At 38.2% G+C, this 25309-nt stretch carries 24 protein-coding genes and 1 pseudogene; 7 read left to right on the top strand and 18 right to left on the bottom strand.

The features are described from left to right. Positions 1-11 precede the first annotated feature (11 nt). The 3 genes from QMQ21_RS00825 to QMQ21_RS00815 are packed head-to-tail and all read right to left on the bottom strand — an operon-like array spanning position 12 to position 2666. Positions 12-1889: a VirD4-like conjugal transfer protein, CD1115 family gene (locus QMQ21_RS00825; RefSeq protein WP_284521272.1), complete on the bottom strand. Its 1878-nt coding sequence runs from the start codon at positions 1887-1889 to the stop codon at positions 12-14. Next, positions 1889-2377: a hypothetical protein gene (locus QMQ21_RS00820; protein WP_000093677.1), complete on the bottom strand. Its 489-nt coding sequence runs from the start codon at positions 2375-2377 to the stop codon at positions 1889-1891. The genes QMQ21_RS00825 and QMQ21_RS00820 overlap by 1 nt, the downstream gene beginning before the upstream one ends. Further along, on the bottom strand, positions 2367-2666 hold the full coding sequence (locus QMQ21_RS00815; RefSeq protein ID WP_000869763.1) for a hypothetical protein: 300 nt from the start codon (positions 2664-2666) through the stop codon (positions 2367-2369). Before QMQ21_RS00815 ends, QMQ21_RS00820 begins: the two co-directional genes overlap by 11 nt. A gap of 450 nt (positions 2667-3116) precedes the next feature. Between QMQ21_RS00815 and QMQ21_RS00810 the strand changes: the two genes are divergently transcribed. The 4 genes and pseudogenes from QMQ21_RS00810 to QMQ21_RS00795 form a co-directional block, all read left to right on the top strand. Continuing rightward, positions 3117-3662: an NAD(P)H-dependent oxidoreductase gene (locus QMQ21_RS00810; protein WP_050262080.1), complete on the top strand. Its 546-nt coding sequence runs from the start codon at positions 3117-3119 to the stop codon at positions 3660-3662. A gap of 26 nt (positions 3663-3688) precedes the next feature. Next, the gene (locus QMQ21_RS00805; protein ID WP_094753899.1) at positions 3689-4375 is read left to right on the top strand and encodes a triose-phosphate isomerase; all 687 of its coding nucleotides are present in this window, start codon (positions 3689-3691) and stop codon (positions 4373-4375) included. A gap of 25 nt (positions 4376-4400) precedes the next feature. Then, complete coding sequence (gene galE, locus QMQ21_RS00800; protein ID WP_261813739.1) at positions 4401-5402, top strand: UDP-glucose 4-epimerase GalE; 1002 nt, start codon at positions 4401-4403, stop codon at positions 5400-5402. Between the two features lie 348 nt (positions 5403-5750). Next, positions 5751-5924, top strand: a pseudogene (locus QMQ21_RS00795) (helix-turn-helix domain-containing protein); the annotation flags it as partial. A gap of 104 nt (positions 5925-6028) precedes the next feature. Here the strand turns inward: QMQ21_RS00795 and QMQ21_RS00790 are convergent. From QMQ21_RS00790 to rexB, 12 genes are all read right to left on the bottom strand, one after another. Beyond that, on the bottom strand, positions 6029-6139 hold the full coding sequence (locus QMQ21_RS00790) for an ABC transporter ATP-binding protein (RefSeq protein ID WP_261250846.1): 111 nt from the start codon (positions 6137-6139) through the stop codon (positions 6029-6031). A 66-nt stretch (positions 6140-6205) separates the two neighbouring features. Continuing rightward, positions 6206-6841: a hypothetical protein gene (locus QMQ21_RS00785; protein ID WP_203180271.1), complete on the bottom strand. Its 636-nt coding sequence runs from the start codon at positions 6839-6841 to the stop codon at positions 6206-6208. A gap of 367 nt (positions 6842-7208) precedes the next feature. Then, positions 7209-7799 (bottom strand): CPBP family intramembrane glutamic endopeptidase, encoded by a 591-nt coding sequence (locus QMQ21_RS00780; protein ID WP_261813738.1) that lies wholly within the window; start codon positions 7797-7799, stop codon positions 7209-7211. Positions 7800-7801: 2 nt separating this feature from the next. Continuing rightward, positions 7802-8035, bottom strand: a complete 234-nt coding sequence (locus tag QMQ21_RS00775; RefSeq protein ID WP_000840778.1) for a hypothetical protein — start codon at positions 8033-8035, stop codon at positions 7802-7804. Between the two features lie 12 nt (positions 8036-8047). Next, positions 8048-8428: a thioredoxin domain-containing protein gene (locus QMQ21_RS00770; RefSeq protein ID WP_247941964.1), complete on the bottom strand. Its 381-nt coding sequence runs from the start codon at positions 8426-8428 to the stop codon at positions 8048-8050. Then, entirely contained in the window at positions 8421-8870 is a 450-nt protein-coding gene (locus tag QMQ21_RS00765; RefSeq protein WP_261813737.1) for a hypothetical protein, read from the bottom strand. The genes QMQ21_RS00770 and QMQ21_RS00765 overlap by 8 nt, the downstream gene beginning before the upstream one ends. Then, a complete protein-coding gene (dcm, locus tag QMQ21_RS00760) occupies positions 8854-10212 on the bottom strand; it encodes a DNA (cytosine-5-)-methyltransferase (protein ID WP_261813736.1) in 1359 nt (452 codons plus the stop codon). Before dcm ends, QMQ21_RS00765 begins: the two co-directional genes overlap by 17 nt. Positions 10213-10311: 99 nt before the next feature. Further along, positions 10312-11091: a replication initiator protein A gene (locus QMQ21_RS00755; protein WP_261813735.1), complete on the bottom strand. Its 780-nt coding sequence runs from the start codon at positions 11089-11091 to the stop codon at positions 10312-10314. Beyond that, the gene (locus QMQ21_RS00750; RefSeq protein WP_261813734.1) at positions 11088-11261 is read right to left on the bottom strand and encodes a hypothetical protein; all 174 of its coding nucleotides are present in this window, start codon (positions 11259-11261) and stop codon (positions 11088-11090) included. The genes QMQ21_RS00755 and QMQ21_RS00750 overlap by 4 nt, the downstream gene beginning before the upstream one ends. A 499-nt stretch (positions 11262-11760) precedes the next feature. Further along, the gene (locus tag QMQ21_RS00745) at positions 11761-12939 is read right to left on the bottom strand and encodes a hypothetical protein (RefSeq protein ID WP_261035126.1); all 1179 of its coding nucleotides are present in this window, start codon (positions 12937-12939) and stop codon (positions 11761-11763) included. Between the two features lie 17 nt (positions 12940-12956). After that, positions 12957-16607 (bottom strand): helicase-exonuclease AddAB subunit AddA, encoded by a 3651-nt coding sequence (gene addA, locus QMQ21_RS00740; RefSeq protein ID WP_261813733.1) that lies wholly within the window; start codon positions 16605-16607, stop codon positions 12957-12959. Beyond that, positions 16604-19879, bottom strand: a complete 3276-nt coding sequence (rexB, locus tag QMQ21_RS00735; protein ID WP_261813732.1) for an ATP-dependent nuclease subunit B — start codon at positions 19877-19879, stop codon at positions 16604-16606. Before rexB ends, addA begins: the two co-directional genes overlap by 4 nt. Positions 19880-19996: 117 nt before the next feature. Here rexB and QMQ21_RS00730 point away from each other — a divergent pair, with 117 nt between their 5' ends. The 3 genes from QMQ21_RS00730 to QMQ21_RS00720 all read left to right on the top strand — a co-directional run bounded on the left by QMQ21_RS00730 (position 19997) and on the right by QMQ21_RS00720 (position 22619). Further along, positions 19997-20806, top strand: coding sequence for a Cof-type HAD-IIB family hydrolase (locus QMQ21_RS00730; RefSeq protein WP_261813731.1), 810 nt, complete (start codon positions 19997-19999; stop codon positions 20804-20806). A gap of 141 nt (positions 20807-20947) precedes the next feature. Next, positions 20948-21856, top strand: coding sequence for an ATP-binding cassette domain-containing protein (locus tag QMQ21_RS00725; protein WP_261813730.1), 909 nt, complete (start codon positions 20948-20950; stop codon positions 21854-21856). A gap of 10 nt (positions 21857-21866) precedes the next feature. Beyond that, positions 21867-22619 (top strand): ABC transporter permease, encoded by a 753-nt coding sequence (locus tag QMQ21_RS00720; protein WP_261813729.1) that lies wholly within the window; start codon positions 21867-21869, stop codon positions 22617-22619. Positions 22620-22659: 40 nt separating this feature from the next. On the opposite strand, the gene QMQ21_RS00715 is transcribed toward QMQ21_RS00720, so the two are convergent. The 3 genes from QMQ21_RS00715 to aguB form a co-directional block, all read right to left on the bottom strand. Further along, entirely contained in the window at positions 22660-23538 is an 879-nt protein-coding gene (locus tag QMQ21_RS00715) for a sensor histidine kinase (protein ID WP_261813728.1), read from the bottom strand. Beyond that, positions 23535-24236 (bottom strand): response regulator transcription factor, encoded by a 702-nt coding sequence (locus QMQ21_RS00710; protein ID WP_218493443.1) that lies wholly within the window; start codon positions 24234-24236, stop codon positions 23535-23537. Before QMQ21_RS00710 ends, QMQ21_RS00715 begins: the two co-directional genes overlap by 4 nt. A gap of 191 nt (positions 24237-24427) precedes the next feature. Beyond that, entirely contained in the window at positions 24428-25303 is an 876-nt protein-coding gene (aguB, locus tag QMQ21_RS00705; RefSeq protein WP_247930156.1) for an N-carbamoylputrescine amidase, read from the bottom strand. Positions 25304-25309 lie beyond the last annotated feature (6 nt).

Raw genomic sequence — 25309 nt, 5'->3', positions numbered from 1 at the left:
CTTTTCTATTTTTATTTTAAACTAGATTCAAAAGTTAAATCACGAATTCTAAGGCCTTCAAGATGATTTTCTTGTCTTTGATTCAAAGGATTGATTTGATAGTTCCACCACCGTTCATCGGTTTCTTGATTGGCTAGGTACTTCCAGTTTGGATGCTTAGTAGAATTGTATTTTTTGCTTTTAAAGACAGGCATATTGGCAATTCGAACCAAGCATTCATGCCGTTTCATATTTCCGACTTCATCGGGTGTCATTAAATCACGAGCAATCTTTTGATGAGAAAGGGATCCTGAACCTGTCTGGCCAAAGGAACGACTAGTATTTCGAACATCAATGGTTTGTTTACCGAGTAAACCACTCATAAATTTAAAGGTATCTTCATCATTACCACCTAAGTAGACTAAGCTATCACAGTTCCCAAGAATGGTTTTCCAAGCTTCTTTTTCTTTATAGAGCCCTTGAAGTTGGGCAATATTTTGTAGAATAGGAACGAGACTCATATTCCGAGAACGGACTGTTGAGGTTTGTTCAGCAAAATCTGGGATTTCTCCGATATTTGCGAACTCATCTAAATAGACTCTCACATGAAGAGGCAATTGACCCTTAAAATCAATATCTGCTTGTCTTGTTAGGGTTTGAAATACGGTTGAAAAAAAGAGGGCTGAAAGAAAGCGAAAGGTACTATCGTTATCTGGGATAACTAAGTAAACCATTGATTTTTCCTTGCCCCATGTCTTCATATCAAGGGTATCTCTTTTGGTCAAATCCATGACACTTTGAATATTGAAGAGGGCAAATTTAGCAGTGGTTACAGCTATAACAGAATCCAGAGTCTTATCCTTATAATTTTGAAAATCTGCCCAATTTCGCATGGTAAAATTTTCAGTCCCATACTTTTTAGCATAATTTTCAAATAGAATTTCTAAGACACTTTTTTCTTGGTTTTCACCCTTGGATAAGTGTTTAATGAGTTTTGAGATTTCAGCAAAACTTGGATAACGCCCTCGTTTTTTTCGCTCTTCCACTTCTTTTTTTTGACGTTTCAACAAGTTTTGGTATTCTTTTTGACTTAAACGACTTTCTTCTATGAGTTGTTCTCTTGTTTTAGGTGGGTTATAGAAATCGACCAAGTAGGAGGCTAAAGCTCGTACCAAAGTCATAGAAGCTTCATCCCAAAATGGATCACTACGAGAGCCAGAGCCTTTGGTGTTATTGAAATAAACCGTCAGCATACGATTCAAATCATTTTCTGTCTCTATATAGCGAAAAGGATTGAAGCCATCTGAGTTCTTCATATTGACTAAATCTAACACCTTTACTTGATAGCCATGTTCTAAAAAGAGTTTGCCTGTTTTTTCAGCTAAGTGATCTTTAGGATCCACTACAATATTAGAACTATTCATCTGAATCAGATTGGGTTTCACAAAGCGAAATGTCTTCCCACTTCCTGAACCTCCGATCACCGCAATATTTTTATTTCTATCATATTGGGGTGGTTTTTTATCTAATAATGTCAAACGAACATCTTGTGCTAAGATCGTATCATGAGAAAATTCTTTACCGTAAAAGAGCTTCTTTTCTTTTAGAGTTCCAAAACGGGCGCTCCCGTATTCTACCCCTTCTCGGTATTGTTTTTTACCAGTCTCTAGATAGAGATAAACCAGCAACATCATCACAAAACCTAGTAGAAAAAAAGCACTTGATTTTACAGTAAAAGAAACATTCCATGGCGACTGAAGAACTTCATCTTGACCTTCCATTAGAAGATGAGTCCATTTATCTAAGCTATTTCCAGTATAGGAATCATACAAAAGCGTCAAACGATGAAAAAGATAGCCTAGTAAGATACCTAACAGTGAAAATAGTAGGAATTTCTTTCCACTGTACATCATCTCACCATCTCTTTCTGTTTGACGGCTCCTTCTTGTCTAAAGGTAATTTGGGATTTAGCCTCATCAATTGCATCATCTAATGACTTATCCATGGTAAAATCAGCTAATTTCTCCGGATCATTAACCATTTTTTCTAAAAGATGGTCTAAATGATTGTCCAGAATCGAACGGTCTTTCGTGTAGAAATGTAGAGAATCCCCTTGCCAAGCGATGGCTAAAGGAATCTCTTCTTTTTCTAAAAAAGCTTTAAATTTCTCTATATCAATTGGTTTGTCTAAAAAATCTTTTTTCAGATTAATCGTATCAATCGAATAAGGAGATTGTAGCAATTCTTCTAATTTCTGTACCCCTATCTTATAGGCGGAATCCTGTGCTAAAGCCTGACGTCTAGACCATTCTAGAATCTTTAAAAGACTTTTTACAGTAAATAAAAGACTACGCTCAGCATATTGAACTGCCATTCGTTCCTGTTGTTCAGAGGACATCTGATGCCTCCTTCTTCACAAATAGCAGCTTTCCTTCTTTATAACGATAAGCTATCAATTTCTGACGTTGCTTAATCGACTTAACAACCTGCAGTAGATCTCTCGAATAAGGTTCTCGAAGAGTAACTTCTACTGCTTTCCCATCAACGATACCAACACGTTTAAATTCAATGTAGTCTTTTTTGAGATGTCCTAAGCCCATACCAAAAGGAAAGTGATGAATCAATTGGATGGTGCAACCACCTTTATTTCCCATTTGTTTCAAGTCATACAAGTTTACTACCTTCATGATTAACTCCTTTATCTAGTTTGTCGCATCGTTTAAGTCTGGTAACGATAAACTCCGTGTCTGTTAGAAAATTCTCACACACGTCTTGTGCCAGTCGCCCTTCACAGGGAAATACTCTCAGTCCCTACTTACACAGGCACGCTAATCAAGACGGAGTGGATTCAATTTTCAAAGAACAGGTAGCTTTATTATAGATAAGAGTAGTTGAAATTTTTATCACATTTTTGGGGTTGTTGGGATGCAGTTTACTATTTATAGTAAATATGATTGAAAAAATTTTGAACAATTTTTCAAACCATAATTAAACTAATGTTTTTCAGTACAAAAATCATGGTATAGATATACTAAGTTTGTTTTTTTCACGTTTTTTCATTATTTTCAATTATTTTCAATAAAAAAATTGACAAAAATATTAATTAATGATATTTTTAATACAAGGAGGAATTAAATATGAACATCTTATTGGTAAACGGATATCAAAAACATGATTTCTGTAAAGGCGAACTTAACTTTAGCTTATACAATATTTTTTTAAATAAATTACGGCATCATCATAATGTACAGCTATCTTCAGTAGAATCATATGATATTATTGATGAAAGAAATAAGTTTTTATGGGCTGACCTAATTATTTTTCAATTCCCAATTTATTGGTTTAATGTTCCAGGAAAATTAAAATTGTATCTTGATAATGTATTTGAATATGGGCAGTTTTACTCATTTGCTGATAAATATGGAACTGGTGGACTCATGAAAGGGAAAGAATATATTATATCTTCAACATGGAATGCACCAGAATATACTTTTAATGATTCCAATGAATTTTTTAATGGTAAAAGTGTAGACGAAATTCTAATATCATTTCATAAAGCAATGGAGTTTTGCGGATTTACACAAAGAGAAACTTTATCATTTCATAATGTAGTAAAGAAACCTAACTTTGAACAATACAAAGCAAAACTAGAACAATACATTGATGACAAAATTAACAAATAATTAGTTTTAATATTAAAAAGATGAAAATGTTAACAATATTCAACTTTAAAAATAAATTAAGTATTCATGAACAATTAGATCTGTTAAAACTTTTCAATGAAGGAAATGTTAAAACAGAATTAATTATTTCACCAATAATACCTGTTAACGACAATGAATATTCTTTTTCAATTGCTTCGCAAAATATTGCTATAAAGGGGCGAAATGTTGGTGATTTAACCTGTGAACATCTCAATTACTATAATATAAAATATGCATTTGTCGGCCATCTAGAACGACAAAAATTCTTAAATGAAACTAAAGATATCATTCGTTCAAAAATAAAACAGACAATAGTTGGAAATATAACTCCTATTATTTGTTTTGGCAAAAATAAAAATTATATTGCTGAGATACACCAACTTTTATCAGGAATTCAATTTCAAGGAAAAGAAATTATTATAGCATATGAAATTCTAAGTGCAACATTGAGTGGAAAAAAGGACTACAGTTTAGAAGAAATTTCTAATCATTTAACTATGCTAAAAAGGTATTTGTTCATATCTAGTCAAATATATAATTTTAAATATAAATTAGTATTTGGAGGAGGTGTACAATGTAAAGACATCCCTGAAATTATTAAATTAGGATTTGATGGAGTATTGATTGGAGATCGAACAAATACGTTATTAGAAGTATTTAATTTTTTAAATCAAAAAGAATTTTCCAACTAGTAAAAAATAAAAAAAGGAAAAAGTCATGACAAAAACAATTCTTGTTACAGGTGGAGCTGGCTACATTGGCTCCCATACCGTTAAAGCTCTTTTAAATGCTGGCTACAAGGTGCATGTCCTAGATAATCTCTCTACAGGAAATCGTTCAGCTGTAGATAGTCGTGCTAGCTTTAAACAACTGGATGTTTATGATGCTAACGCCTTAAAGGCTTACTTAGAAGAAAATCAGATTGACGCTGTTCTTCATTGTGCAGGTGAGATTGTTGTGAGCGAAAGTATTGAAAATCCAAGTAAATACTTCACTGCCAATGTTGCTGGTATGAACCAAGTTCTCAAAGTCCTATCTGAAGTTGGCATTCAAAAAATCATGTTCTCTTCGACTGCTTCCCTCTATGGTAATAACTGTATTGACAAGCCAGCTACTGAAGATACCCTGCTTGACCCTGTCAATCCTTATGCAGAAACAAAATTGATGGGCGAACGAATGATTTACTGGATGGCCAATCGCTATGATTGGAAATATGTCATTTTCCGTTACTTTAATGTTGCTGGGGCCGAAATGGATGCTTCAAACGGTCTACGTGTGAAAAATCCAACTCACATCATTCCCAATATCAACAAAACCGCATTGGGACAAAATGATAGCCTAAAAATATTTGGAGATGATTACGATACACGTGACGGTTCATGTATTCGAGATTACATTCATGTCTTGGATCTTGCACAGGCTCATGTTAAAGGAATGAACTACCTATTTCAAGAAGACAGTTCTTCTCAAATCTTTAACTTAGGAACTGAAAAAGGCTATACCGTCAAAGAAATCTTTAAAACTGCTGAAGAATTACTGGATCAAAAAATCCCACACGAAATTGTTGCTCGACGCGCTGGTGACCCAGCTAGCGTCCTAGCAGATGCATCAAAAGCTAAACAATATCTTGATTGGAAGGCTAGCTACTCCCTCGAAGATATTATTTTATCAGATTATCGTTGGCGTGTTAAAGAAGGCAAAAACATTTTGGATTCATAAATCGTAACCAGCTCTCTGTGAACTACACCTCATGAAACAAGACTGAGTTATATTTACTTAACAAGGTGAGACTGGGCAAAAGTCTTTAAAATTAGAAAACGCATAGTATCAGGTGTTGAAATCCTTGATATTATGCGTTTTATTGTCGAAAAATTTGCTTTGTTTTCTCCTCAAATTGAGTTTTTGTCCAGCCTTACTTTTATTCATAAAATATTCTACACTATTAAATTCATGAGGTAATTTCTCAAAGTAACTTCCACTTTCCCTGACCAAAGTGGAAATTAGCCTAAAACGGATTTTTATGGTGGAATTAAGTGTGAGACGTTTGTGGTAGAAATGAGGCCTACTATGATCAAACATAAACACCTTACCCTTTCAGACCGTAATGATATCCAATTGGGTTTAGAGCGCGGAGAAACCTTCAAATCTATTGGGCAATTTATACTAAAAGACCCAACTACTGTTTCCAAAGAAGTGAAACGAAACAGACAAGTCCGAGTGTCTACCTGTGATAACCTTCCTTGATTTCTACTCGATAAGGCTCCCTTTGTCTGTAATGGATGTCCTAAAAGAAGACAAATCAGATAAAATAACTTTAAAATATAGAAGATATATATTAACTGTAACTATAATTGATTTAAATTTATAACTTCATCTGCTTGATTCCAAATATCGGTATTATGAGTTGCAATGATGATTAGACGATTTTCATTTTTCATATCTAATAATAATTTCATAATTCCTTGTGAAGTCGTCGTGAAGTCGTCGAATCGAGTGATGTAGTCATGATTTCAATTTTTTTCTCAAGATGGCCATTTCACCTTTCTTGCCTTAACTGGTTTAAATCGAATCTTATTAATGAGTCTAAGCTCTATTTCTCTACAATCTGTAACGGAGGTATCATTGATTTTAAGGCTTCTTGGAAAGTATTGATTACCTTTTTCATGTGATAATTCTACTGTATAACTGATACCATTACTTAATTTAAAGACTACAAAATAAATATGATCTCTTTTAAATCGGCGACCGACTCTTCTATTCAAAATGCCATCAGTTGTATAGAATTTACACTCCATTACATGTAACATTTGATAGAGCAACAAGGTTCCAACTATTTTGAATTTATTTTCGTTGAACCAACCATTATCAGCTTTATTAAGACGTTCCAATGTCCAATCATCTTTTAATCCTTCAAAAATACTCCCTGCATTATTAGTTGGTAAATTAACATGATGTTCTCTAGATAATCCTAAAAGATGAGGAATGGAGGAATTTGGGACTGATAGAATAATTTCAGGACAGTTCTCCATATTTGTCTGATAAATATATTTGTACTGAGAAACATTTTTCTCAATAGTATTGGCCAAGCAATCCATCTTAACATTGAGAATATCAATCTTTCCATCAAAAGTCTTTAGCCATTCCAAAGTATAAGTCATTTGAATTTTCTCCTAAAAAAGAGAAGGAAGCTCCTGCTTCCTTCTCTCCCACGTATTGAGTTTCACCTCACGCTAGATATGCCCTATCTGTTCCTCAAGGGTAGGCAGTCCTGCTATTCTTTTTCTCAACAAACAGTCTGAACTGAGAGCGGAGCCCACAGGCGGGTGCAGACCATATCCACTAGCCCACAAGTAATTATATCATTTAATTACCTTTATTATACGCAATTAGTCCATATTTGTCAACAATTACATTCATTATGAATATCTAAAAATCAGGTCGGTAACTTCTCATAGTAACTTCCCTCTCTCTCTCCCAAAACTGGAAGTTAGTTTTAGAAGTTACCTAAAAATCAGGTCACCTATTTTAAAAAAGCAGCAAACTATAAACTAGTAGGTTCCACACCAAATGTAGCCCCATACTGCCCCATAAGTCCGATTTATAGCGTACCATTCCTAAAAACATTCCCAATGAAACATACAAACACCAAGCTAGAATGGTTCCTGGATGATGAGCTAAGGCGAATAAAACACTTGTCAAAGCAATTCTGATGTCTAATTTTCTAACCAAGTTCCATAAAATTTCTCTATACAGAAATTCTTCAACCATACTCGCATTGATTAAAAACAATAAAAATGAAAACCAAGGAACTTGATATTGAAGCCCAATTAAGTTTGCTTGATTCGTGCTTCCTTGAGGAGCATGGATTAGGCTAAAACATAGACTTATAATCATTAGGCTAGCTAATCCAATACCAAGCCATTTCATCCTAGATTTCATATCGATCTTATGAGCTTGTTTACGTTGACCATACATCCATAAAAAAGAAATGAGTGACGAACCATAGAGAATCTGTAGTATAGTTAACTCACCGATACAAAGAAATTTCAGTAAGTATAGAGATACCAATAGGACATTTACTTGTTGGAATATATAAACTGGAATTATTCTTTTCATAGTTACCTCCGAAATAAATCTTCATAATCTAAATCTAATACCTGTACAATCCTTTCTACCCATGGACTTTGAGGCATTCGTTGTTCCACCTTGTAGTGACGAATCTTTTGATACAAACGATTCAATTCACTTGGATAGTGAAACTCTCCCGCAAACATTTTTCTGGTTAACTCAATCCAGCTGATATTTCTTTCAGCCAAAATAATGGACAAGTTCTCCCAAAATCGTTCTGCCATATTGCTTCTCCTTTAACTTGATAAATAATGTGTTTGTGCCATGTAAATCAATTGTTTCGTATCTCTTGGCAATAAAGCTCTAGCCTCCTCCAGATTCAGATTTGGATAAACTCGCTTATTTGAAACCGCAAGAGGAAGTCTGATGGTTAGTTCAGGATTTTTTAATATCATCTCGATGAAATCCGTTAATCTTAGATTGTCACGGTTCTTAAATCGCAATAAATTGGGAGATAAAAACTCAAAACAATCTGAAGAATAGCTCATCATTTCAATTAATTTGTCCTTTGTCATTTCAGAAATAGAATGAGGAGTGACCTCTATGCCATACTTTTGAAAGAAATCCAAAAGAAGTTGATTTCTTTGGCTATTTTTACTTAGATAGAGATCAATCATGGGAGACCTCCCAAAGATTCGGTTCCATTTGATATTCTGAAACGATTAAGGAATCTAATAAATTTGCGAAGTTAATCGGTTGCTTGTCCTCATCAAAAGCTTTTACAGTTACTTGGGTTGTAAGTATTCCCTCTTTTCCCTCGGCTCGATAGCCTTGTCCATATAAAACAAAAACAAGATTCTGATGATCATCTACAAAGGCATCAGCTCCATTCTTTATATCCTGACTTTCAAGGAATTCCATAATGTTTTGAAGATAGGATTCATAAAATAGTGGGTAATTATGTTTTTTATGGTAATCATCTAAGAATGTCACCTCAAACTCACATGGATAATTGGGCATCAAAAATATTTGTTCATCCAGCTGTCTGATTTCTGCATCATGTAATTCTGTTTCTAATTCATCACAATCTAGTATTGACTCTTTATTTAAAGCTTTCATCTTTTTCCTCGATTTCTTTTAATTTCTTTGCGATTGCGGCAATCACAGGAACGGTTACACTATTACCAGCTTGTTTATAGAGCTGACTATTACTAGAGACTTTTCTAGCAGCTTCAAAAGCCCAATCAGGAAACCCCTGCAAGCGAAAACACTCTTTAGGAGTGATTCGTCGTATTCTCAAACGGTAAAATTGCCCATTTATTAATACACCGGCTACATGATAAATTTGTTTATCTTCTCCTTCATAGCTAGCCACTACTACTCCCATTTGTCCACTAGTTGTTAACGTATTCGCTATACCTTTTCCAACTCTACCACGACGATACTGAGAACTTGGTCTCTCCAAATTGATTGAATCTCCAATCCCTGCTTGAGCATATCCTTTTTTCGTTGCTTCCCGTACTTTTAGAAATTGGATTGGTTCTGGAATCAGTATTTTAGGGATTTTATCTCCACCTTGCATTGTAGTCAATGTTGGAGATAAACCCTCACTTCCATAGACGCGACCTGTTTCCTTAAAGCTAGTTGGTAAATCTCCAACAACGACAATACCATGGCGATCCTTAGTATTTAAAGTAAACATTGGCTCTTGATTTTCCTTAAAACGTCTACCATTTTGTCTCTTGTCTAATCTATCTGGTGTCATACAAGGAATCGCAACCTTAAATCCTTCTCCTTTTCCACGAACTAAGGTTGGCGCAAGACCTTCTGAATAATAGACTTTACCACTCATTCCACTTTTTGATGGATTCAAATTCCCTAGTGTTTTTAAAGTCTCAGAGTTAGTTGCTTGACCTTCTCGTCTGAAAGGAAATAGGAGTCTGGTACCTTTCTTTCTAGAATGTCCGATAATAAACACCCTCTCTCTGTTTTGGGGAACGCCAAAATCCTTACTGTTAAGCACCTGCCACTCAACATCAAACCCCAACTCATCAAGTGTGGTAAGGATTGTGGTGAACGTCCGTCCCTTATCGTGATTGAGTAGGCCTTTAACATTTTCAAGAAAAAGAAAACGTGGTTGGATTTGTTTGGCCGCCCGAGCAATTTCAAAGAACAAAGTTCCTCTAGTATCTTCAAATCCCAATCGTCTTCCTGCGATTGAAAATGCTTGACAAGGGAATCCCCCACAGATAACATCGACTTTTCCTCTAAGTTTTTTAAATTCGTCATCTGAAACATCTCGTATGTCATGAAATTCTATTTCTCCTTCCGTTTGAAAAATGGACTTATAAGATTCTCTAGCAAATTTATCAATCTCACAAAATCCAATACATTCGTGTCCGATACTTTCCATTCCAAGTCGAAAGCCACCGATACCTGAAAATAAATCAATAAATCTCATTTCTTTATCACCCCTTTCTTATCGACTATCATTGCCAGAATTGTCACTCCACTTGAAATGACAATGAGCATAACTAATATCCACTCGATTGGCGACATTTTAACCACCTCCTTTTCTAACACGATTATTCCAAACGGAATACAAGCCGTTAAACACAAATTCAGCAAGTACTTCCGCTCGTCTCACAAAGCGAACATTGTCAAGAGCATACTGATAGATTCTCTCAAAATCAGTCATGGCAATTTCACTGGCTGTTTCAGAAAACCCCTCTCGTCTAAATTGATCCTGTACCAATCCCCAAATATAATCTCGATCATATTTTGTGACCTTTTCTACTTTTCTTCTCAAGATAGGTTGAGTATTCCTATCCTCCTCATCCTCACTAAATAAAGAATCAGTCTCACTATATTTAGTCTCACTAACTTCAGTCTCACTAGGGGCTGAATGTGAGACGGGGCCCGTTTCATTTTCAACCTGCCCTAGTCCTTTTTTAACACTAGGCCTGTTTGAACTAGCTACTGGGGTAGAAGATAATTCCCCTAAATAAATCTTATTAGCTAGTCTTCCTTTCTCACTCGAAGACTGTTGGACTTCATCAATTAAGTCATATTCTTTAAGAATTTTTTTGATAGACAGTAATTTTGACTTCGAACAACCTAACAGCCTCATCAGCTTAGAATTAGAAAATACTAAATAAACCGCGCCTTCTTCATCTATCCAACCACGACTGAGAGATAATTCTAAACGATCTTTTAAAATAGAATAAGCCACCTTTACTTCTAGTTTCATATCCATATATTTCTCATCCTCAAAAAGAATTTTAGGTAATTTATAATACCGTTCTGAAGTTTGGTATTGATTTGCGGTAATTCGTTTCATAGCGCTCCTCCAAGTTCTTTGAGTATTAAATCTCCACTTGATTCCAAGCGAATCAAGCCACTTTTTTCTAATTCAGCCATAAGAGAGATGGCCTCAACAATATCTATTCCCATTTCACGTACTAAAAATGAAATGACAATATAGCGTGATGATTGTAATTCTTTTGTCATTTTTCCTCCTGAAAATAAAAAAAACGGAAAGATTGTGAAATTCCTTTCCGTAACATAATAAATATTTGAACACCAAACTCAACACCAAAAAAATGTTTTTATTGATGATTATTGCTCAATCAAGCACATATAACAATGTGAAGAATTAAAATCTAAACCAATAAAAACCATTGAATTTCAAGGGTTTTAAGCATTTATTCTACTTCACAATGTTTTATTATTTTAAATCTTCTAGACCAACCATTGAATAGTAGCCATTGAGTTTTTTTCCTTATAAAAATGTAATTAGTATAAATAGTGTTATTCTTATAATCTATTTTATCATAATTTGAGCGCTTTTGCATAGGCTTTTGATTTTTCACAACACACATATTACATAAAATAAATTATGTAATATATGTGTTTCTGATTTTTTAATTAACAGAAAATATTCAACTTTTTCTCTATAATTTTTTGGATAAACTAACACCTACCATGGCATTCCCACGGTAGGTGTTACTTATATCAATAATCGTTCTAAAAATGGTTTGAGGCAGTTGAGGAGAATTTCTTCTATCCAGCTTTCTTGGGCTGAGGATAGATGTTCTGCCTGTAGGCTTTCTTTTAGAAAATCTCGGACTTGTTCTGGTGAGATCTCAAATTCAAAAGCTTTCATTTTATAGAAAAAGTCGATGAGATGATCTGACAGGTATTGGGTTGAAAAGGGTACTTCACCACTTTTTCGATGTTCTAATAAGAGCCTAGAAAATCGGGCTTTTTCTTCAGGAAGCTCACGAAAATAGGAATTGAGGAGCCAGGTCTGCTTCTGCTTTCTTTCAATTGGATCCTGACTCGCAATTCGTTGGTCTTTTTCCAGCTCTTTTTGGTATTGTTTAGCCTTGATAGCCCGTTCTGTTCGATTTTTACCAAAAAGTATTTTTTCCCACTTGCGTTCTTCTTGGGTTAGGGTTTCTGTAAAGCCAAAGTAGTCTTGATAGGCACGCTCTGCTGGTCCCATGGCTAGGACCAGATTGTCTGCATATTGCTTGGCGATTTTATCCCTCTTCTTGCGCTCTTTCTCTGCCTGGATACGGAGTTCTTGTTCGTAGTCAATTTTCTCCTTGCCTAGCTTGACAAGGTAGAGTTGATCATCCGGTTTTCCAAGTAAAAAGGGCTTAATGCATTTTTCAAGGACTTCTTCCATGCGAGCCTTCTTCTTTGGCTCAGCCTTGGTCCAATTTCCTCCTTGAAAGACTTCTAGGAAGAGTTGGTAGTCTCTCTCAGGTGCGAACTGATTGCCACGATTAGGCTTGAAAACGCCTTTTTCCCAGAGCCATTTTAGAAGTCGCTCGTCAAAGTCACTTTTATTGACCTTGATTTTTTCCTTTTTCTGGGCTTTTCTGGTAAGATTTTCAACCTTTCTGAGTAATTTTTCTTCCTCTTCTAGTTGCTGGTCAAGGGACAATCGATGAAAATGACGAACACAATCGCTGCCGATTGGAAAGAGGCGTTGGCCTGTGACACCGTTAAAGAGTTCGTAGGCGTATTTGATAGCATTCCCACAAACACAATTGCTACGGCCGATACCATTAAAAATCAAGGAAACTTCATTCCATTCCTTGGTAGCCTGTTCCCAAGTATCGGCTTTTGAAGCCTGTAAAACCGCATCGTGCAGGGATTTTCTAACTGGAAGTGTCATGAGGTCTCCTTTCTAGATTATACTTTTACAACTTGAACCTCGTCTTTACCGAGTAAAATCAAGTATTTTTCAATATTTTCAATCAAATAGGCTCGTGATAAAGCCTCTCCATAAAGGGCTAATTGACCACGATAGCGGTCTATGAGTTGACTTGGCTCGTCATAGCGGTCTGTCTTGTAGTCGAAAAGAACGATACGATCCTCATAAAGCAGATAGCCGTCCAAGATTCCACGGACAACGAAGTCTTCCTGACTCTTTTGATCTCGTTTGAGCATGGAGAAAGGTTGCTCGCGATAAAGATGGTCTGTATTAGCAAGAATTTCTTGACCAAGTGCTGTGTCAAAGAATGAAAGAATTTTAGCAAGATTGATCTTGTCTCTGACAGCTGGGCTGGTTTGAACTTGTTTGAGAGTTTCTGTCAGGCTAGCAAGGGTTGGTCGCTGACTTAGGTCAATTCTCTGCATGAGTTCGTGGGTAGCACTACCAATCTCAGCTCCTGTTACCTTTTCTTTGGTTGAAAAATCTGGTAACTCAAAGCTAATTTTCTTGTCTACTGACTGGCCTTGACCTGCAATCTCGACACCTTCCATATCCATAACTGGTTCATAGAATTTCTTGATTTGACTTGGGGTTTGAACACTAGGAAGCTCAATGGCTGCGCGGTGAAGAGTATTATAAACTTCCACCTCTTTCAGCATTTCCAGAGCTTCTTTGATGGTTTCAGACTGGCGGTTGTCTGCTTGAGAGCTATCTTGTAGAGGGCTCTTGTTTTCCAACTCTCCGATAGCTTCTCTAGTCAACTGGTCTTCGCCAACAAAACGATAGCTAAAGTTGAGATTGTCCTTGGCAAACACTTTGCTAATAGCCCAAAGCCAATCTTGGAAATTCTTGGCTTGCAGTCTAGTATTGCTATTTAGTTTCCCATTTTTGGTTGCTGGGTATTCCTTGGATTCCAGCTTTTCACGCGAACCCTTGCCGACAAGATAAAGCTTTTTCTCAGCCCGTGTCATGGCAACATACAGAAGGCGCATCTGCTCAGAATAGCTTGCCAGCTGTAATTCCTCTTCATTCTGTATATAAGTTAGGCTAGGAATGGAGAGTTTGATGGTTTTAGGATAATGAGCTTCCACTGCTCCTGTCTCCATTTTGGCAATATATTTGACACCTAGTCCATTTTTACGGCTGAGAATGACTTCTGACATGCTGTCTTGCTTATTGAAGTCCTGATCCATATTGAGGATAAAAACGTAAGGGAACTCCAGTCCTTTACTCTTGTGAATGGTCATGAGCTCTACTGCATCTTTTGGCGGTGCGACAGCCACGCTCGCAAGATCGTGCTGGGCTTCCAAGACTTGGTCAATCATACGAATAAAACGAGACAAGCCCTTGAAATTGCTCTTTTCAAACTGGTCAGCCCGCAGTGCTAGGGCATAGAGATTAGCCTGCCTAGCAGGACCATTTGGCAAAGCTCCAACATAGTCATAGTAAAAACGGTCATTATAAATCTTCCAAATCAAGTCATAGAGGGAGTGGGTTTTGGCATACAAGCGCCAAGAATCCAAGATATTCATGAATTGATTTAGTTTTTCAGCTAAATCAGTATGAATTAAGTTTTTCTGGCTTGTTGCCTGTTTTTGAGTATTGACTAACTTCTCATAGAGATTCTCTTGAACTTTGTCCTCATCTTTCTGAAGAGACAAGCGTGCTAACTCGTCCTCATCAAAGCTAAACATAGGAGACTTCATAAGAGCAACTAAGGCATAGTCTTGCAGGGGATTGTGAATGACACGAAGGGTGTCTAGCATGACTTGCACTTCTAGGGATTGGAGATAATTGTTTTGCTCGCCATCGGTTTTGACAGGTATCCCGTACTCAGACAAGGCAAGAAGGATCTGGTCATTTCGACTGCGGCTAGAGGTCAAAAGGGCAATTTCCTTAAAAGCAACACCTTTTTCTTGATGGAGTTTGAGGATTTCCTTGATGACCAGGCGCATTTCACCTGTTAATTTCGTTTCTGCTTGGCTCTCTTCTTCCTCACCTGTATCGTCCTTGTCGTAGAGGAGAAATTCTGCCTTATTGTCTGGATTAGGAATCAGTTTAGTATTGGCAAAAACAAGCTGGTGCATGTTATCATAGTTGATTTCTCCGACTTCTTGGTCCATAAGGCGTCCAAAAACATCATTGGTTGCTGACAGCACTTCTGAACTACTACGGAAATTTTCCTTGAGCAGAATGAGCTTTCCTTCTTGGGGATTTTGTGCATATCTTTGGAATTTCTCATTGAAAATCTGGGGATCTGCCTGACGGAAACGGTAAATGGACTGCTTGATATCCCCCACCATAAAGCGATTGTGACCATTAGATAGCAATTCCAGCATCCGTTCTTGAATATGGTTGGTATCTTGATACTCATCGACCATGACTTCATGGAAGCGCTCCTGATAAGCCTCACGAACTTGCGGGAAATTCTCTAAAATCTCAATGGTGTATTGGCTGATATCAGCGAATTCAAAGGCGTTTTCCTGACGCTTACGTTCACGATAAGCTTCCACAAAATCACTCATGAAGGTTTGGAAAGTCTTAGCTAGTTCCCAGGTATCTCCATGATAACGTTCTTGATAGTCGAGAATGGTTATCTGGTCTGACAGTTGTCCTAGTTTAGCAAACTGGGTCTTTCTCTCTTCGTTGTAGGCATCGACCAGTGGCTTCAAATCAGCCTTACGACTGGCATTAGTCAGAGCTCGACTATTTTTCTCTTTCGAAATTGCGACAATACGCGCAAGCACTGCTTGATAAGCCTGACTATCGGACTCTTGATTTAAGGAGCCAATTTCATCCAGAACTAACTGAACACTTTCTAGATAAGCAGCCTTTGGAAATTCCTTGGCATCGTTATCAAGATGGTAACGGAAAAAGCTTTCCAAATCCCAAAGGGCTTGCAGGATTTGCTTGGTTAGTTTGTCTTTTTCACTAGTAAAATCAGCTGTTTCAAAGCCTTTGAGGAATGATTCGCTCAGCCATTTCTGAGGATTGCTGGTGGATTGGAGGAAGTCATAAATTTTATAGACTTGCTGGCGCAGCCCCCGTTCATCTTTTCCACGCCCTGCAAAATTTTTCAGCAAATGACTAAACTTCTCTTGCTGTTTACCTTGGTAATGCGCTTCAAAGACCTCATGGAATACTTCGTTTTTTAGAAGGAGTTGCTCACTCTGGTTTTGTAAAATACGGAAATTAGGCGCAATATCAATCAGATAGCCATGTTTACCAAGGAATTTTTGTGTGAAAGAGTCCATGGTTCCGATGGCAGCGTTGGGTAAATCAGCCAACTGATGACCCAAGTGTTGTTTGAGCTCGACATCATCCGTTTCTTGGATTTGTTGGCTGATTTTCTTTTCTAAACGTTCTTTAAGTTCAGTCGCAGCCTTGACGGTAAAGGTTGAGATAAAGAGTTGAGAAATTTCGACACCACGCGCTAATTGGTCCAGAATACGCTCGGCCATGACAAAGGTTTTCCCAGAACCAGCCGACGCTGAAACGAGGATATTCTGACCAGAAGTATAGATAGCTTCGATTTGCTCGGCAGTTTTCTTTTGTTCCTTGCTCGAATTTGCTTCTGCTTCTTGCAGTTTTTGAATTTCCTCCTCAGTTAACAAGGGAATGGGCTTCATCGATTCAACTCCTCTCTTATTTTTTCAAACCAAGCTTGCTTGAGTTTTTCTCCGACCAGACGTTTGCCATCAGCTAGATCTAACTTCTCTAGGAAACGGGCTTGACCCAAATGGTAATTGGCTTCAAAGCCTGTGATGGCTTGGTGTTGCTGAACATACGGTGCAATACTTCTGCCATTTTCAGTATAAGGGTTAATGGCGAACTGACCTTCTAAAATCTTCTCAGCAGCTTTCTTGTAAAGATGGGCATTGTAGTCCAGTAGGAGCTGGAATTCCTCATCTGTCAGCTGATTAGCCTTGTTTTTGTTATAAAATTCGCCCAAATGACTGCTTTCTTTTTCTAAAAAGAGTCCTTGGTATTTCATAGACTTGCTGGCTTCTATTACTGCTCCTGCCAGACTTTTAACGGCCATCAGATATTGGACAGGCTCAGCCATTTCCAAGTACATGGCACCGAAAAAGTTCTGCTCCCCTTCTCTTTTTAAGGCAGCTAAATAGGTTGGCAGTTGGGAATTGAGCCCATTAAAAAAATGAGGAAATTGGAACTGAGTTAGACTAGACTTGTAGTCTACTACCCCTATCGCTCCATCAGCTTTCAAACGGTCAATTCGGTCAACCTTACCTCGTACAAAGACACTGCGACCATTGTCCAATTGAATAAAGGCTTGCTCTTTTCCACCAAAATTTGCTTCTTCTTTGATGGTTTCAATAACTGGATTATGGCGGAGAATATGTCCAGTCGTCCGTGCCACATCAAGCAAAACTTCCTTTGTAAACTGGGCTTCCAAACTTTCTTGATAAATGGCTTCAAATTCGCGTTCTTGACTGGTTTCTTGAATAGCTTGTTCTAGACGGTGGTCAAAGGGATCTTCGTCAGGCAACTGCAAGGTACGTTCAAAAATGCGGTGCAAGAAATTCCCGTGACTACGGGCATCAGGACGCAAACGTAATTCCTCCTGCAAGCCTAAAACGTAGCGAAGAAAATAACTGTATTCATTGCGATAAAACTCTGTCAAACCAGAGGTAGACAGGTAAAACTCCTGTTCAGCAGGATAGAGAGCTTGTAAGGTATCCTTGGCTAAGGGCTTGCTGCTTGGGCTGGTTGGAAGGGCCGGATTTTCCAAACCTTGCTGGTCTAGTTTTTTACCCATGACACGCGCCAGAACCTTAATAAATGTCAAATCTTGCTCAGTCTCACTCATCTCGCCCTGCTGGTGATAGGCAACCAGACTGGACAAAAGACTGTGATATGAACCCATATCCTCCTTAGACAGCCCCTTGTGATTCATCCTCTTCTCTTTCCTGCTAAATCCAAAATGGACTAGATCTTGAAGATAGGCTGACTCCTTACTTTCACTTTCATTAAAAAGGCTTGGAGCCGACAAAACTAATTGCTTACGGGCAGAATTGACCAAAGAAAGCATAGTATAGCGATTTTTCTTGAGGTTTTCACTGCTGGCAATCAGCAATTGAACGCCTTCTTCTGTCGCTTGGTTTAGGTTTTGCCTTTCTTCATCTGTCAAAAGACTGGTATTCTGCGCGATTTTTGGTAAATTATCCTGAGTTAGCCCAATGGCATAGACAAAGTCAGCAGTCAGTGGTGCAATCAAATCGTAACTTTGCACCAGAACGGTGTCCACTGTCGCTGGAATGGTGCGATACTGAGACAAACTCATCCCAGAATGAAGCAAGGCTAGGAAGTCTTCCAGACTAACCTGTGAACCAGCAAAAACAGTCGCAAATTGTTCTAAAACATGACAGAAGGCTTTCCAAACTTCGGCTTGTCTTTCCTGTTCTACAGCTTCCATAGTGGCTGTCAAATCTTGTAATTGCTTGGTCACAGCTCCTTCTTTTAGAAAAGAGTTCCACTTTTGCAAGAGATTTTCAGCCTTTTGTTTTCGGCTAGAAAAAAGAGTCTCAAGAGGTGTTAAAATACACAGACGAAGGGCATTCAAACGCCCTAAATCAAATTTTCCATGGTGGGCCTTGGTGAAGGTTTGCTGAAAGGCTGGCAAGCCATTGATACCAAGATAGCGGATATATTGCTCAAAAGCATCAATATCAGCCTGGCTAATGTCGGTATACAAACCTGTTCTGAGGAGATTAATCAAATCCTCCTGACGGAAACGGTAGCGTTTTAAAGCCAAAATAGACTCGACAAACTGTGTCAAGGGATGATGCGCCATGGATTCGCTTCTACCAAGATAAAAAGGAATCTGATACTGGTCAAAAATGGTTTTCAGCGATAACTGGTAAGAAGCTACATCTCCCAAGAGAATACGAAAATGCTTGTAACTCAGGTCGGAGTTCTCATGCAATTTCTGTCGGATACTACGGGCAACTAACTCCAACTCTTCCTTTTGTGTCAAACAAGACCAGATTTGCAGATTTTCACGGTCTTTCTCATCGACCTCCAAAGTAAGCTCTGAAAAGTCATAAGAAGACTCCAGCAAACGAGAGGCCTTGTCAAAACTATCCATCTTCTCATGAGTTTGAGAACAGTCCTTAGCAGGTGTTTGGTATTTAGAGGCTAGATGATGGAGAAACTCCACACTGGCTTGGTAGAGATTACCCTCGCTAAAAGGACTGGTATAGGCTTTCTTACTAGCGTAAGCACCAATGACAATCTCAACACCCTTGCTATGAAGTAAGTCCACAATCCGCTCTTCCTCAGCAGAAAAACGGGTAAATCCATCAATGACTAGGGCGATTTGAGTAAAATCACTACTTACCTTGTCATTCTCAATAGCCTCAATCAAATGGGATATCTGACTTCCCTGAGCTAACTGGCCTTGATTGAGATAGGCCGTGACATTCTCAAAAATCAAGAGCAAGTCTGCCTGCTTATCCTCATCAGTCAAACTTTCCAAGTCCCAAAAACTCATCTGAGCAGTCGTCATTTCGTGATACAGCTCAATCAACTGCTGGATAAACTGAGGATCCTGCTTAATAGCACCATAAACACGTAAGTCCTTGGGGTCAAGTTCGGCAAGGCACTTATAAAAAGCCATCCCAAGACCAATATCATCAAGACTGGTCTTGGTAGGCAAGTCATTTAAAACCAGGTAACGAGCCATTTGAGCAAAGCGCGTGACAGTAATCGCAAAAGAAGCCTGCTGGGACAAGCATTCCAGCACGGCGCGTTCCTTTTCAAAAGAAAGAGAGTTGGGGGCAATGTAGAAGACCCGCTTGCCAGCAGCAACTAGCTCTTCCGCCTCTTTCGTTAAAATTTCAGTCAAAGAAGTCCGAATATCAGTATAAAGTAATTTCATCTCAGCCTCGTTGGAATTTTTCATTACCTTTTATTATACCATGATTAGCCCGAAGATTCCTCCTCCTTTCCTCTAAAATATGCTATAATAATACCAAAAGATAAAGAAGGAAGTCTTATGATTAAACTATTAGCCTTGGATATGGACGGAACCCTCCTTAATGAAGCCAAGGAAATCCCACAAGCTCACATTACTGCTATTCACCAAGCCATTGAAAAAGGTGTCAAACTGGTTCTCTGTACGGGTCGCCCGCTTTTCGGTGTGCTCCCCTACTATCAAAAACTGGGGCTTGACCTCCAGAATGAGTATGTCATTGTCAATAACGGTTGTTCAACTCACCAGACCAGCGACTGGGGGCTAGTTGACTGGCAAGAACTCAGTTCATCTGACATTGAATACCTCTATGACCTAGCTGAAAAAAGTGATGTTCAGTTGACTCTTTTTGATGAGGAACATTATTTTGTCCTCAGTGGTAAGCCCAATCAAGTCATCCAAAATGATGCCGAGCTAGTCTTCTCGGACTTAACTGAAATTTCACTAGAGGAAGCCACCAGTGGCAAGTATCGTATGTTCCAAGGTATGTTTTTAGGAACAAAAGAGCAAACAGATGATTTTGAGCAGCGTTTTGCTGAGGAACTCTGTCAACGATTTAGCGGAGTTCGTTCGCAGCCTGTTATCTATGAAGCCATGCCACTTGGAACGACAAAGGCTACTGCTCTTTCTCGACTAGCTGATATTTTGAATATTGAGCCTTCAGAAATTATGGCTATGGGCGATGCTAATAACGATATCGAAATGCTCCAGTTTGCAGGACTTGGGATTGCTATGGGAAATGCCAGCGATTATGTCAAATCCCTAGCTGATGATGTTACAGCCAGCAACGAAGAAGACGGCGTTGCGAGTGCGATTGAAAAATATATTTTATAGTAAAGAAGCCCAGTTCATGTCAACTGGGTTTTGATATTTAAGAATTCCTAAAACTTTAGAAACTCTTTAGAAATGCTTGAGCTTTCTTTGATTTCTATGCTTTATACTAGAGTTATCAAAATAAATCAAAAGGAGAGAATCATGAAAACAGTACTTGACATTCATGGATTGTCCAAAAACTTTGCCAAACAAGCTATTCTTCAGGATCTTCATCTAACGATAAGAGAGGGAGATATTTATGGGCTTATAGGAAAGAATGGAGCTGGGAAGACTACCTTAATAAAAATCATTACGCAACTACTGTTTGCGGATAAGGGAACTGTTTCCCTCTTCTCCAGCAAAACGGAAAATGAGTGGACCAAGTCTCTATCTCGAGTAGGTTCAGTGATCGAATCACCTGTAGCCCATAATCACTTAACAGCCTATCAAAATCTGAAATATTACTGTATGATTCGTCATATTCCAAATGCTGATCAAGTCATTCGAGAAACGATGGACTATGTAGGCTTGTCAGATACAGGTAAAAAAGTCTTTCGAGATTTCTCTCTTGGAATGAAGCAAAGACTTGGGATCGCCATTGCTCTCCTATCCAAACCAGACTTCCTGATCTTAGATGAACCTATCAATGGTCTCGACCCAATCGGTATCAAAGAATTTCGTTTAATGATTCAACGGCTCAATCAAGAAAAAGGGATCACCATTCTCATCTCTAGCCATATCTTGTCAGAACTCTATCTCCTAGCTAATCGCTTTGGTATTTTAGATCAAGGCAAGATTATCCGTGAAATCAGCAAAGCTGAATTTGAAACACTAAGTGAGGATTACATTGTTCTTAAGACAGCTGATCAAGAGAGAGCTTGTCAAGTATTGAAAGAACAAATCCAGCTCCAGTTTAAGGTTGTTAATCCAGAAAATGAAATCCATATCTTTGGTCAGGAACAAGATGTCAAGCAGATTCTTAAGGAATTAACCTTGGCAGATGTTGCTATTGACGAGATTTACTATGCCCGTCAAAATCTAGAAGAATACTTCACTCAATTGGTCGAATAGGAGGAAAATCATGATACATACCATTCAAGCAGACTTTTACCGTCTTTTCCGTTCCAAAGGATTCTGGATTACAGAATTCATTCTCTTTGTACTCATGTTAATGGGGGCTGTTTTTGGGGCTACTGGCCATCTAATGGCAATCCAGACAGAAGAGCCAGACATTCCAACCCATGGTTGGGACGGTGTACAAGCCCTGATCAACGCATCTAGTCAAGGTTCAAACCTCGTTTTTCTCTGCATCGTCCTAGCCTGCCTCGTTCTTGGAGTTGATTTAATCGGCAAACTCTATAAAAATAATTTAACAGTGGGTGTCTCTCGTACCGAGTTTTTTCTAGCGAAAGCCTTTGTATTGGCTTCTATTGCACTTTTACAAGTCATCATCAGCCTTGTGATTGCCTTTATTCCAGCAACTATCTTAAATGGATTTGGAACTATGCCTGATGGCTTTATTGGCAATCTACTGGTAACCATTTTCCTTCAATTTCTTTGCCTCCTTGCTTGGCTTTCCATTGTTTCCTTCATCCTCTATGTTAGTCATTCTTATATTGCGGTATTTATTGGTTATTTGGTCAGCTCTATCTCACTTTCTATGCCAATGATCATTTTTCCAAATATCAAAATTTTGCCATATTTATCATTGCAGTTTTTCTATGCTATGACTGCTAATAGTGAATCCATTTTCTATACACTTATAGTTACCTTAGCTGTGATTGTAATCTTTAATCTAAGTGGATTGGCAGTTTTTAAAAAGAAAAGTCTATAAAAAACGACCTCCTCTAGCCTACAGAGGAGGTTTCTTTTCGTTAAAAATAAATGAAAACCGATAACCACTGGCCATCTGTGCTTAGTTTCATCTCTGCACTGAGAAGATGGCATAATTCCTCAGTGATATAAAGGCCTAAACCAGAGGATTCTTCCGTATCAGATAGATTTTCAGAATAAAAACGATTGCTGAGATTTTCTATTCTTTTGATGGGCTGTTTGACAAGGTTTGCAATCTCTAAGACAAGCTGTGTCTTTTCCTTTCTCAAAGATAGCCGCGCTTCTTCCTTGCCATGTTTGAGGACATTTCCAAGCAAATTTTGTAAAATGCGATCCAGCAAGTCTTCATCAGTCCTCGTTGTTAAACCAGCTTCAACCTTAAAATCAAGCGTGATATTTGCAGCCTGAAAAACATCATAATAAGCTAGAGTCTTTTTGGTGATAAAAGCTGAAAAATCCACTTCTTCCAGTTTCGGTTTGACAGCTCCTTCCATCAAACGACGATATTCTAGAAGAGCCTCCAAACGTTTAGAAACTAAATCAAGATGCTGGGCTATTTTTTGTAAGGTTTCTGATTTGTCTTCAGGAGACTTCATCAATTGTTGCGTGTAGCCTGAAGCGATAGTCAGAGGTGTCCGAATATCATGGGCGATATTGCTGATGGCCATATCCAGAGTCTGTTTTTCCCTTTTCATAACCAACCGAGATTGCTCTACTTCCTGAAATAGATTCTCAATCTGCTGGTATAGATGTAAAAAATGTTTGGAAAAAATGCTAACCCCTACTCTTTTCATACTACCCGTAAGAATCTTGTCCTCAATCTGTTGACTCAAGTTTTTAAGTGCTAGATGGTAGCGAATCAATGCAATAGATAAAATAATTAGGAGTACCAGTAGGATAAAGATGATCATGTAGGTCATTGCTTGTCTCCTTTTAATCTTACCCCAACTCCCCAAATGGTTTCAATATATTCTTGATTTGGGTCAAGCTGGTTTAATTTTTTGCGAAGATTACTCAAATGCGTATTGAGGGTATTATCTCCAGGTAGATAGCTCTCCTCCCAGACCAATTCATAAAGTTCTTCCTTGGTGAAAATTTTCTTAGGATGTTTAAGGAGAGTTTGGAGAATCAAGCATTCTTTCTTGGCAAGGCGAATCGTTTCCTGACTATTTTTGATTTCAAAACTTTCTGCATCAAACTGGATATTTTTCAAGTTTTGTGGCAGATTTTCAGTTTTTCCTATTTCCATAGGCTGTTTTTCTACGCTTTGACGTAATTGAACAGTAACTCTGGCAAAGACTTCATCCAAATCAAAAGGTTTGACTATGTAATCATTGGCACCGTCTAAGAGGTATTGACTGATTAACTTCTTATCGCTCAAAGCTGTTAGCATAATGACTGGAGTTTGACTTTGTTCCCTGATGGCTTTTAAAACCTGATCCCCATTTTTCCCAGGAAGCATGATATCTAGCAAAATGAGGTCAATCCCACCTTGGTCAAAACGCATGATTCCTTCTGTACCAGAAAAGGCTTGAATCACCTCATGCTCCTCAGTAAGAAGTGTTCGCAAAATCTCTTGAATGTCACTATTGTCTTCAATAACCAATATCCTAGCCATAAATACCAACCTTTCTGCAACTATTATAGCATGTTTTATTGATAAAGCTTAAACAGAAAAGCTCCTCGCATCAAAGCGCGAGAAAGCCTTAGAGGGTTAAAATATAAAATCCACTTACTAGACAACATAGTATCCTTATAGTTGAAAATAAGAAGTTAATCTAGCAGAATGAATCTCTCATTTCTCTCCTACTAGTCCGTAATTCGTTGATACATTTCGGGTCTTCTATCTCGAAACAAGCCCCAGTTTAGGCGTTCACTTGCTCCCTTATCTAGGTCATAAGTAGCTAACAGAACAGCTTCACCTTGTCTTTCAGCTCGCTCAAGAATAGCTCCTGTTTCATCCGTCATAAAGGATGAACCGTAGAAGTCAAGACTGGAACTCTGTCCACCATTTTCCTCACTAGGAGTGACTTCCTCCAAACCATAACGATTGGCTGCAATAACTGGGACAATATTTGCTGCTGCGTGTCCTTGCATGGTACGTTGCCAATGACCACAACTGTCCGTATCTAGGATAGGCTCAGAGCCAATAGCAGTTGGATAAAAGAGCAATTCAGCACCATTTAACGCAAGACAGCGCGCTGTTTCAGGGAACCATTGATCCCAACAGATACCGATCCCAATCTTGGCATAGCGAGTATCCCAGACCTTGAAACCAGTGTTACCAGGTGTGAAATAAAACTTTTCTTGATAATAATGATCATCTGGTATGTGGGTTTTCCGATAAACGCCCAGCACTTCCCCATCTGCATCAATAACGGCAATAGAGTTATACAAGACATTGCCATCTTTTTCATAGAAACTGATTGGTAAAACGACCTTTAGCTCCTTGGCAATGGTTTTAAAATGCTGAATAGCTGTATTGTCTGTCACCGACTGGGCATGCTGGTAGTAGTCATACTGACGTTCCTGACAGAAATAGGGACGTTCAAACAACTCGGGCAAGAGAATAATTTGTGCGCCTTTTTCTGCAGCCTGACGTACTAAACGCTCTGCGGTTTGGATATTTGTTGCCACATCCTTGGCACATTGCATCTGAATGGCTGCAACTCTTACATTTCTCATCTTTTT

The sequence above is a fragment of the Streptococcus bouchesdurhonensis genome (assembly GCF_948472335.1).
Note: the sequence above shows the minus strand (reverse complement) of the source record. Positions and strands in the feature narration are given on the sequence as shown.

Coding starts and splice junctions, on each gene's coding strand:
- QMQ21_RS00825 (WP_284521272.1), bottom strand. CDS start 1,889: ATGTACAGTGGAAAGAAATTCCTACTATTTTCACTGTTAGGTATCTTA.
- QMQ21_RS00820 (WP_000093677.1), bottom strand. CDS start 2,377: ATGTCCTCTGAACAACAGGAACGAATGGCAGTTCAATATGCTGAGCGT.
- QMQ21_RS00815 (WP_000869763.1), bottom strand. CDS start 2,666: ATGAAGGTAGTAAACTTGTATGACTTGAAACAAATGGGAAATAAAGGT.
- QMQ21_RS00810 (WP_050262080.1), top strand. CDS start 3,117: ATGAACATCTTATTGGTAAACGGATATCAAAAACATGATTTCTGTAAA.
- QMQ21_RS00805 (WP_094753899.1), top strand. CDS start 3,689: ATGTTAACAATATTCAACTTTAAAAATAAATTAAGTATTCATGAACAA.
- galE (WP_261813739.1), top strand. CDS start 4,401: ATGACAAAAACAATTCTTGTTACAGGTGGAGCTGGCTACATTGGCTCC.
- QMQ21_RS00790 (WP_261250846.1), bottom strand. CDS start 6,139: ATGAAATTATTATTAGATATGAAAAATGAAAATCGTCTAATCATCATT.
- QMQ21_RS00785 (WP_203180271.1), bottom strand. CDS start 6,841: ATGACTTATACTTTGGAATGGCTAAAGACTTTTGATGGAAAGATTGAT.
- QMQ21_RS00780 (WP_261813738.1), bottom strand. CDS start 7,799: ATGAAAAGAATAATTCCAGTTTATATATTCCAACAAGTAAATGTCCTA.
- QMQ21_RS00775 (WP_000840778.1), bottom strand. CDS start 8,035: ATGGCAGAACGATTTTGGGAGAACTTGTCCATTATTTTGGCTGAAAGA.
- QMQ21_RS00770 (WP_247941964.1), bottom strand. CDS start 8,428: ATGATTGATCTCTATCTAAGTAAAAATAGCCAAAGAAATCAACTTCTT.
- QMQ21_RS00765 (WP_261813737.1), bottom strand. CDS start 8,870: ATGAAAGCTTTAAATAAAGAGTCAATACTAGATTGTGATGAATTAGAA.
- dcm (WP_261813736.1), bottom strand. CDS start 10,212: ATGAGATTTATTGATTTATTTTCAGGTATCGGTGGCTTTCGACTTGGA.
- QMQ21_RS00755 (WP_261813735.1), bottom strand. CDS start 11,091: ATGAAACGAATTACCGCAAATCAATACCAAACTTCAGAACGGTATTAT.
- QMQ21_RS00750 (WP_261813734.1), bottom strand. CDS start 11,261: ATGACAAAAGAATTACAATCATCACGCTATATTGTCATTTCATTTTTA.
- QMQ21_RS00745 (WP_261035126.1), bottom strand. CDS start 12,939: ATGACACTTCCAGTTAGAAAATCCCTGCACGATGCGGTTTTACAGGCT.
- addA (WP_261813733.1), bottom strand. CDS start 16,607: ATGAAGCCCATTCCCTTGTTAACTGAGGAGGAAATTCAAAAACTGCAA.
- rexB (WP_261813732.1), bottom strand. CDS start 19,879: ATGAAATTACTTTATACTGATATTCGGACTTCTTTGACTGAAATTTTA.
- QMQ21_RS00730 (WP_261813731.1), top strand. CDS start 19,997: ATGATTAAACTATTAGCCTTGGATATGGACGGAACCCTCCTTAATGAA.
- QMQ21_RS00725 (WP_261813730.1), top strand. CDS start 20,948: ATGAAAACAGTACTTGACATTCATGGATTGTCCAAAAACTTTGCCAAA.
- QMQ21_RS00720 (WP_261813729.1), top strand. CDS start 21,867: ATGATACATACCATTCAAGCAGACTTTTACCGTCTTTTCCGTTCCAAA.
- QMQ21_RS00715 (WP_261813728.1), bottom strand. CDS start 23,538: ATGACCTACATGATCATCTTTATCCTACTGGTACTCCTAATTATTTTA.
- QMQ21_RS00710 (WP_218493443.1), bottom strand. CDS start 24,236: ATGGCTAGGATATTGGTTATTGAAGACAATAGTGACATTCAAGAGATT.
- aguB (WP_247930156.1), bottom strand. CDS start 25,303: ATGAGAAATGTAAGAGTTGCAGCCATTCAGATGCAATGTGCCAAGGAT.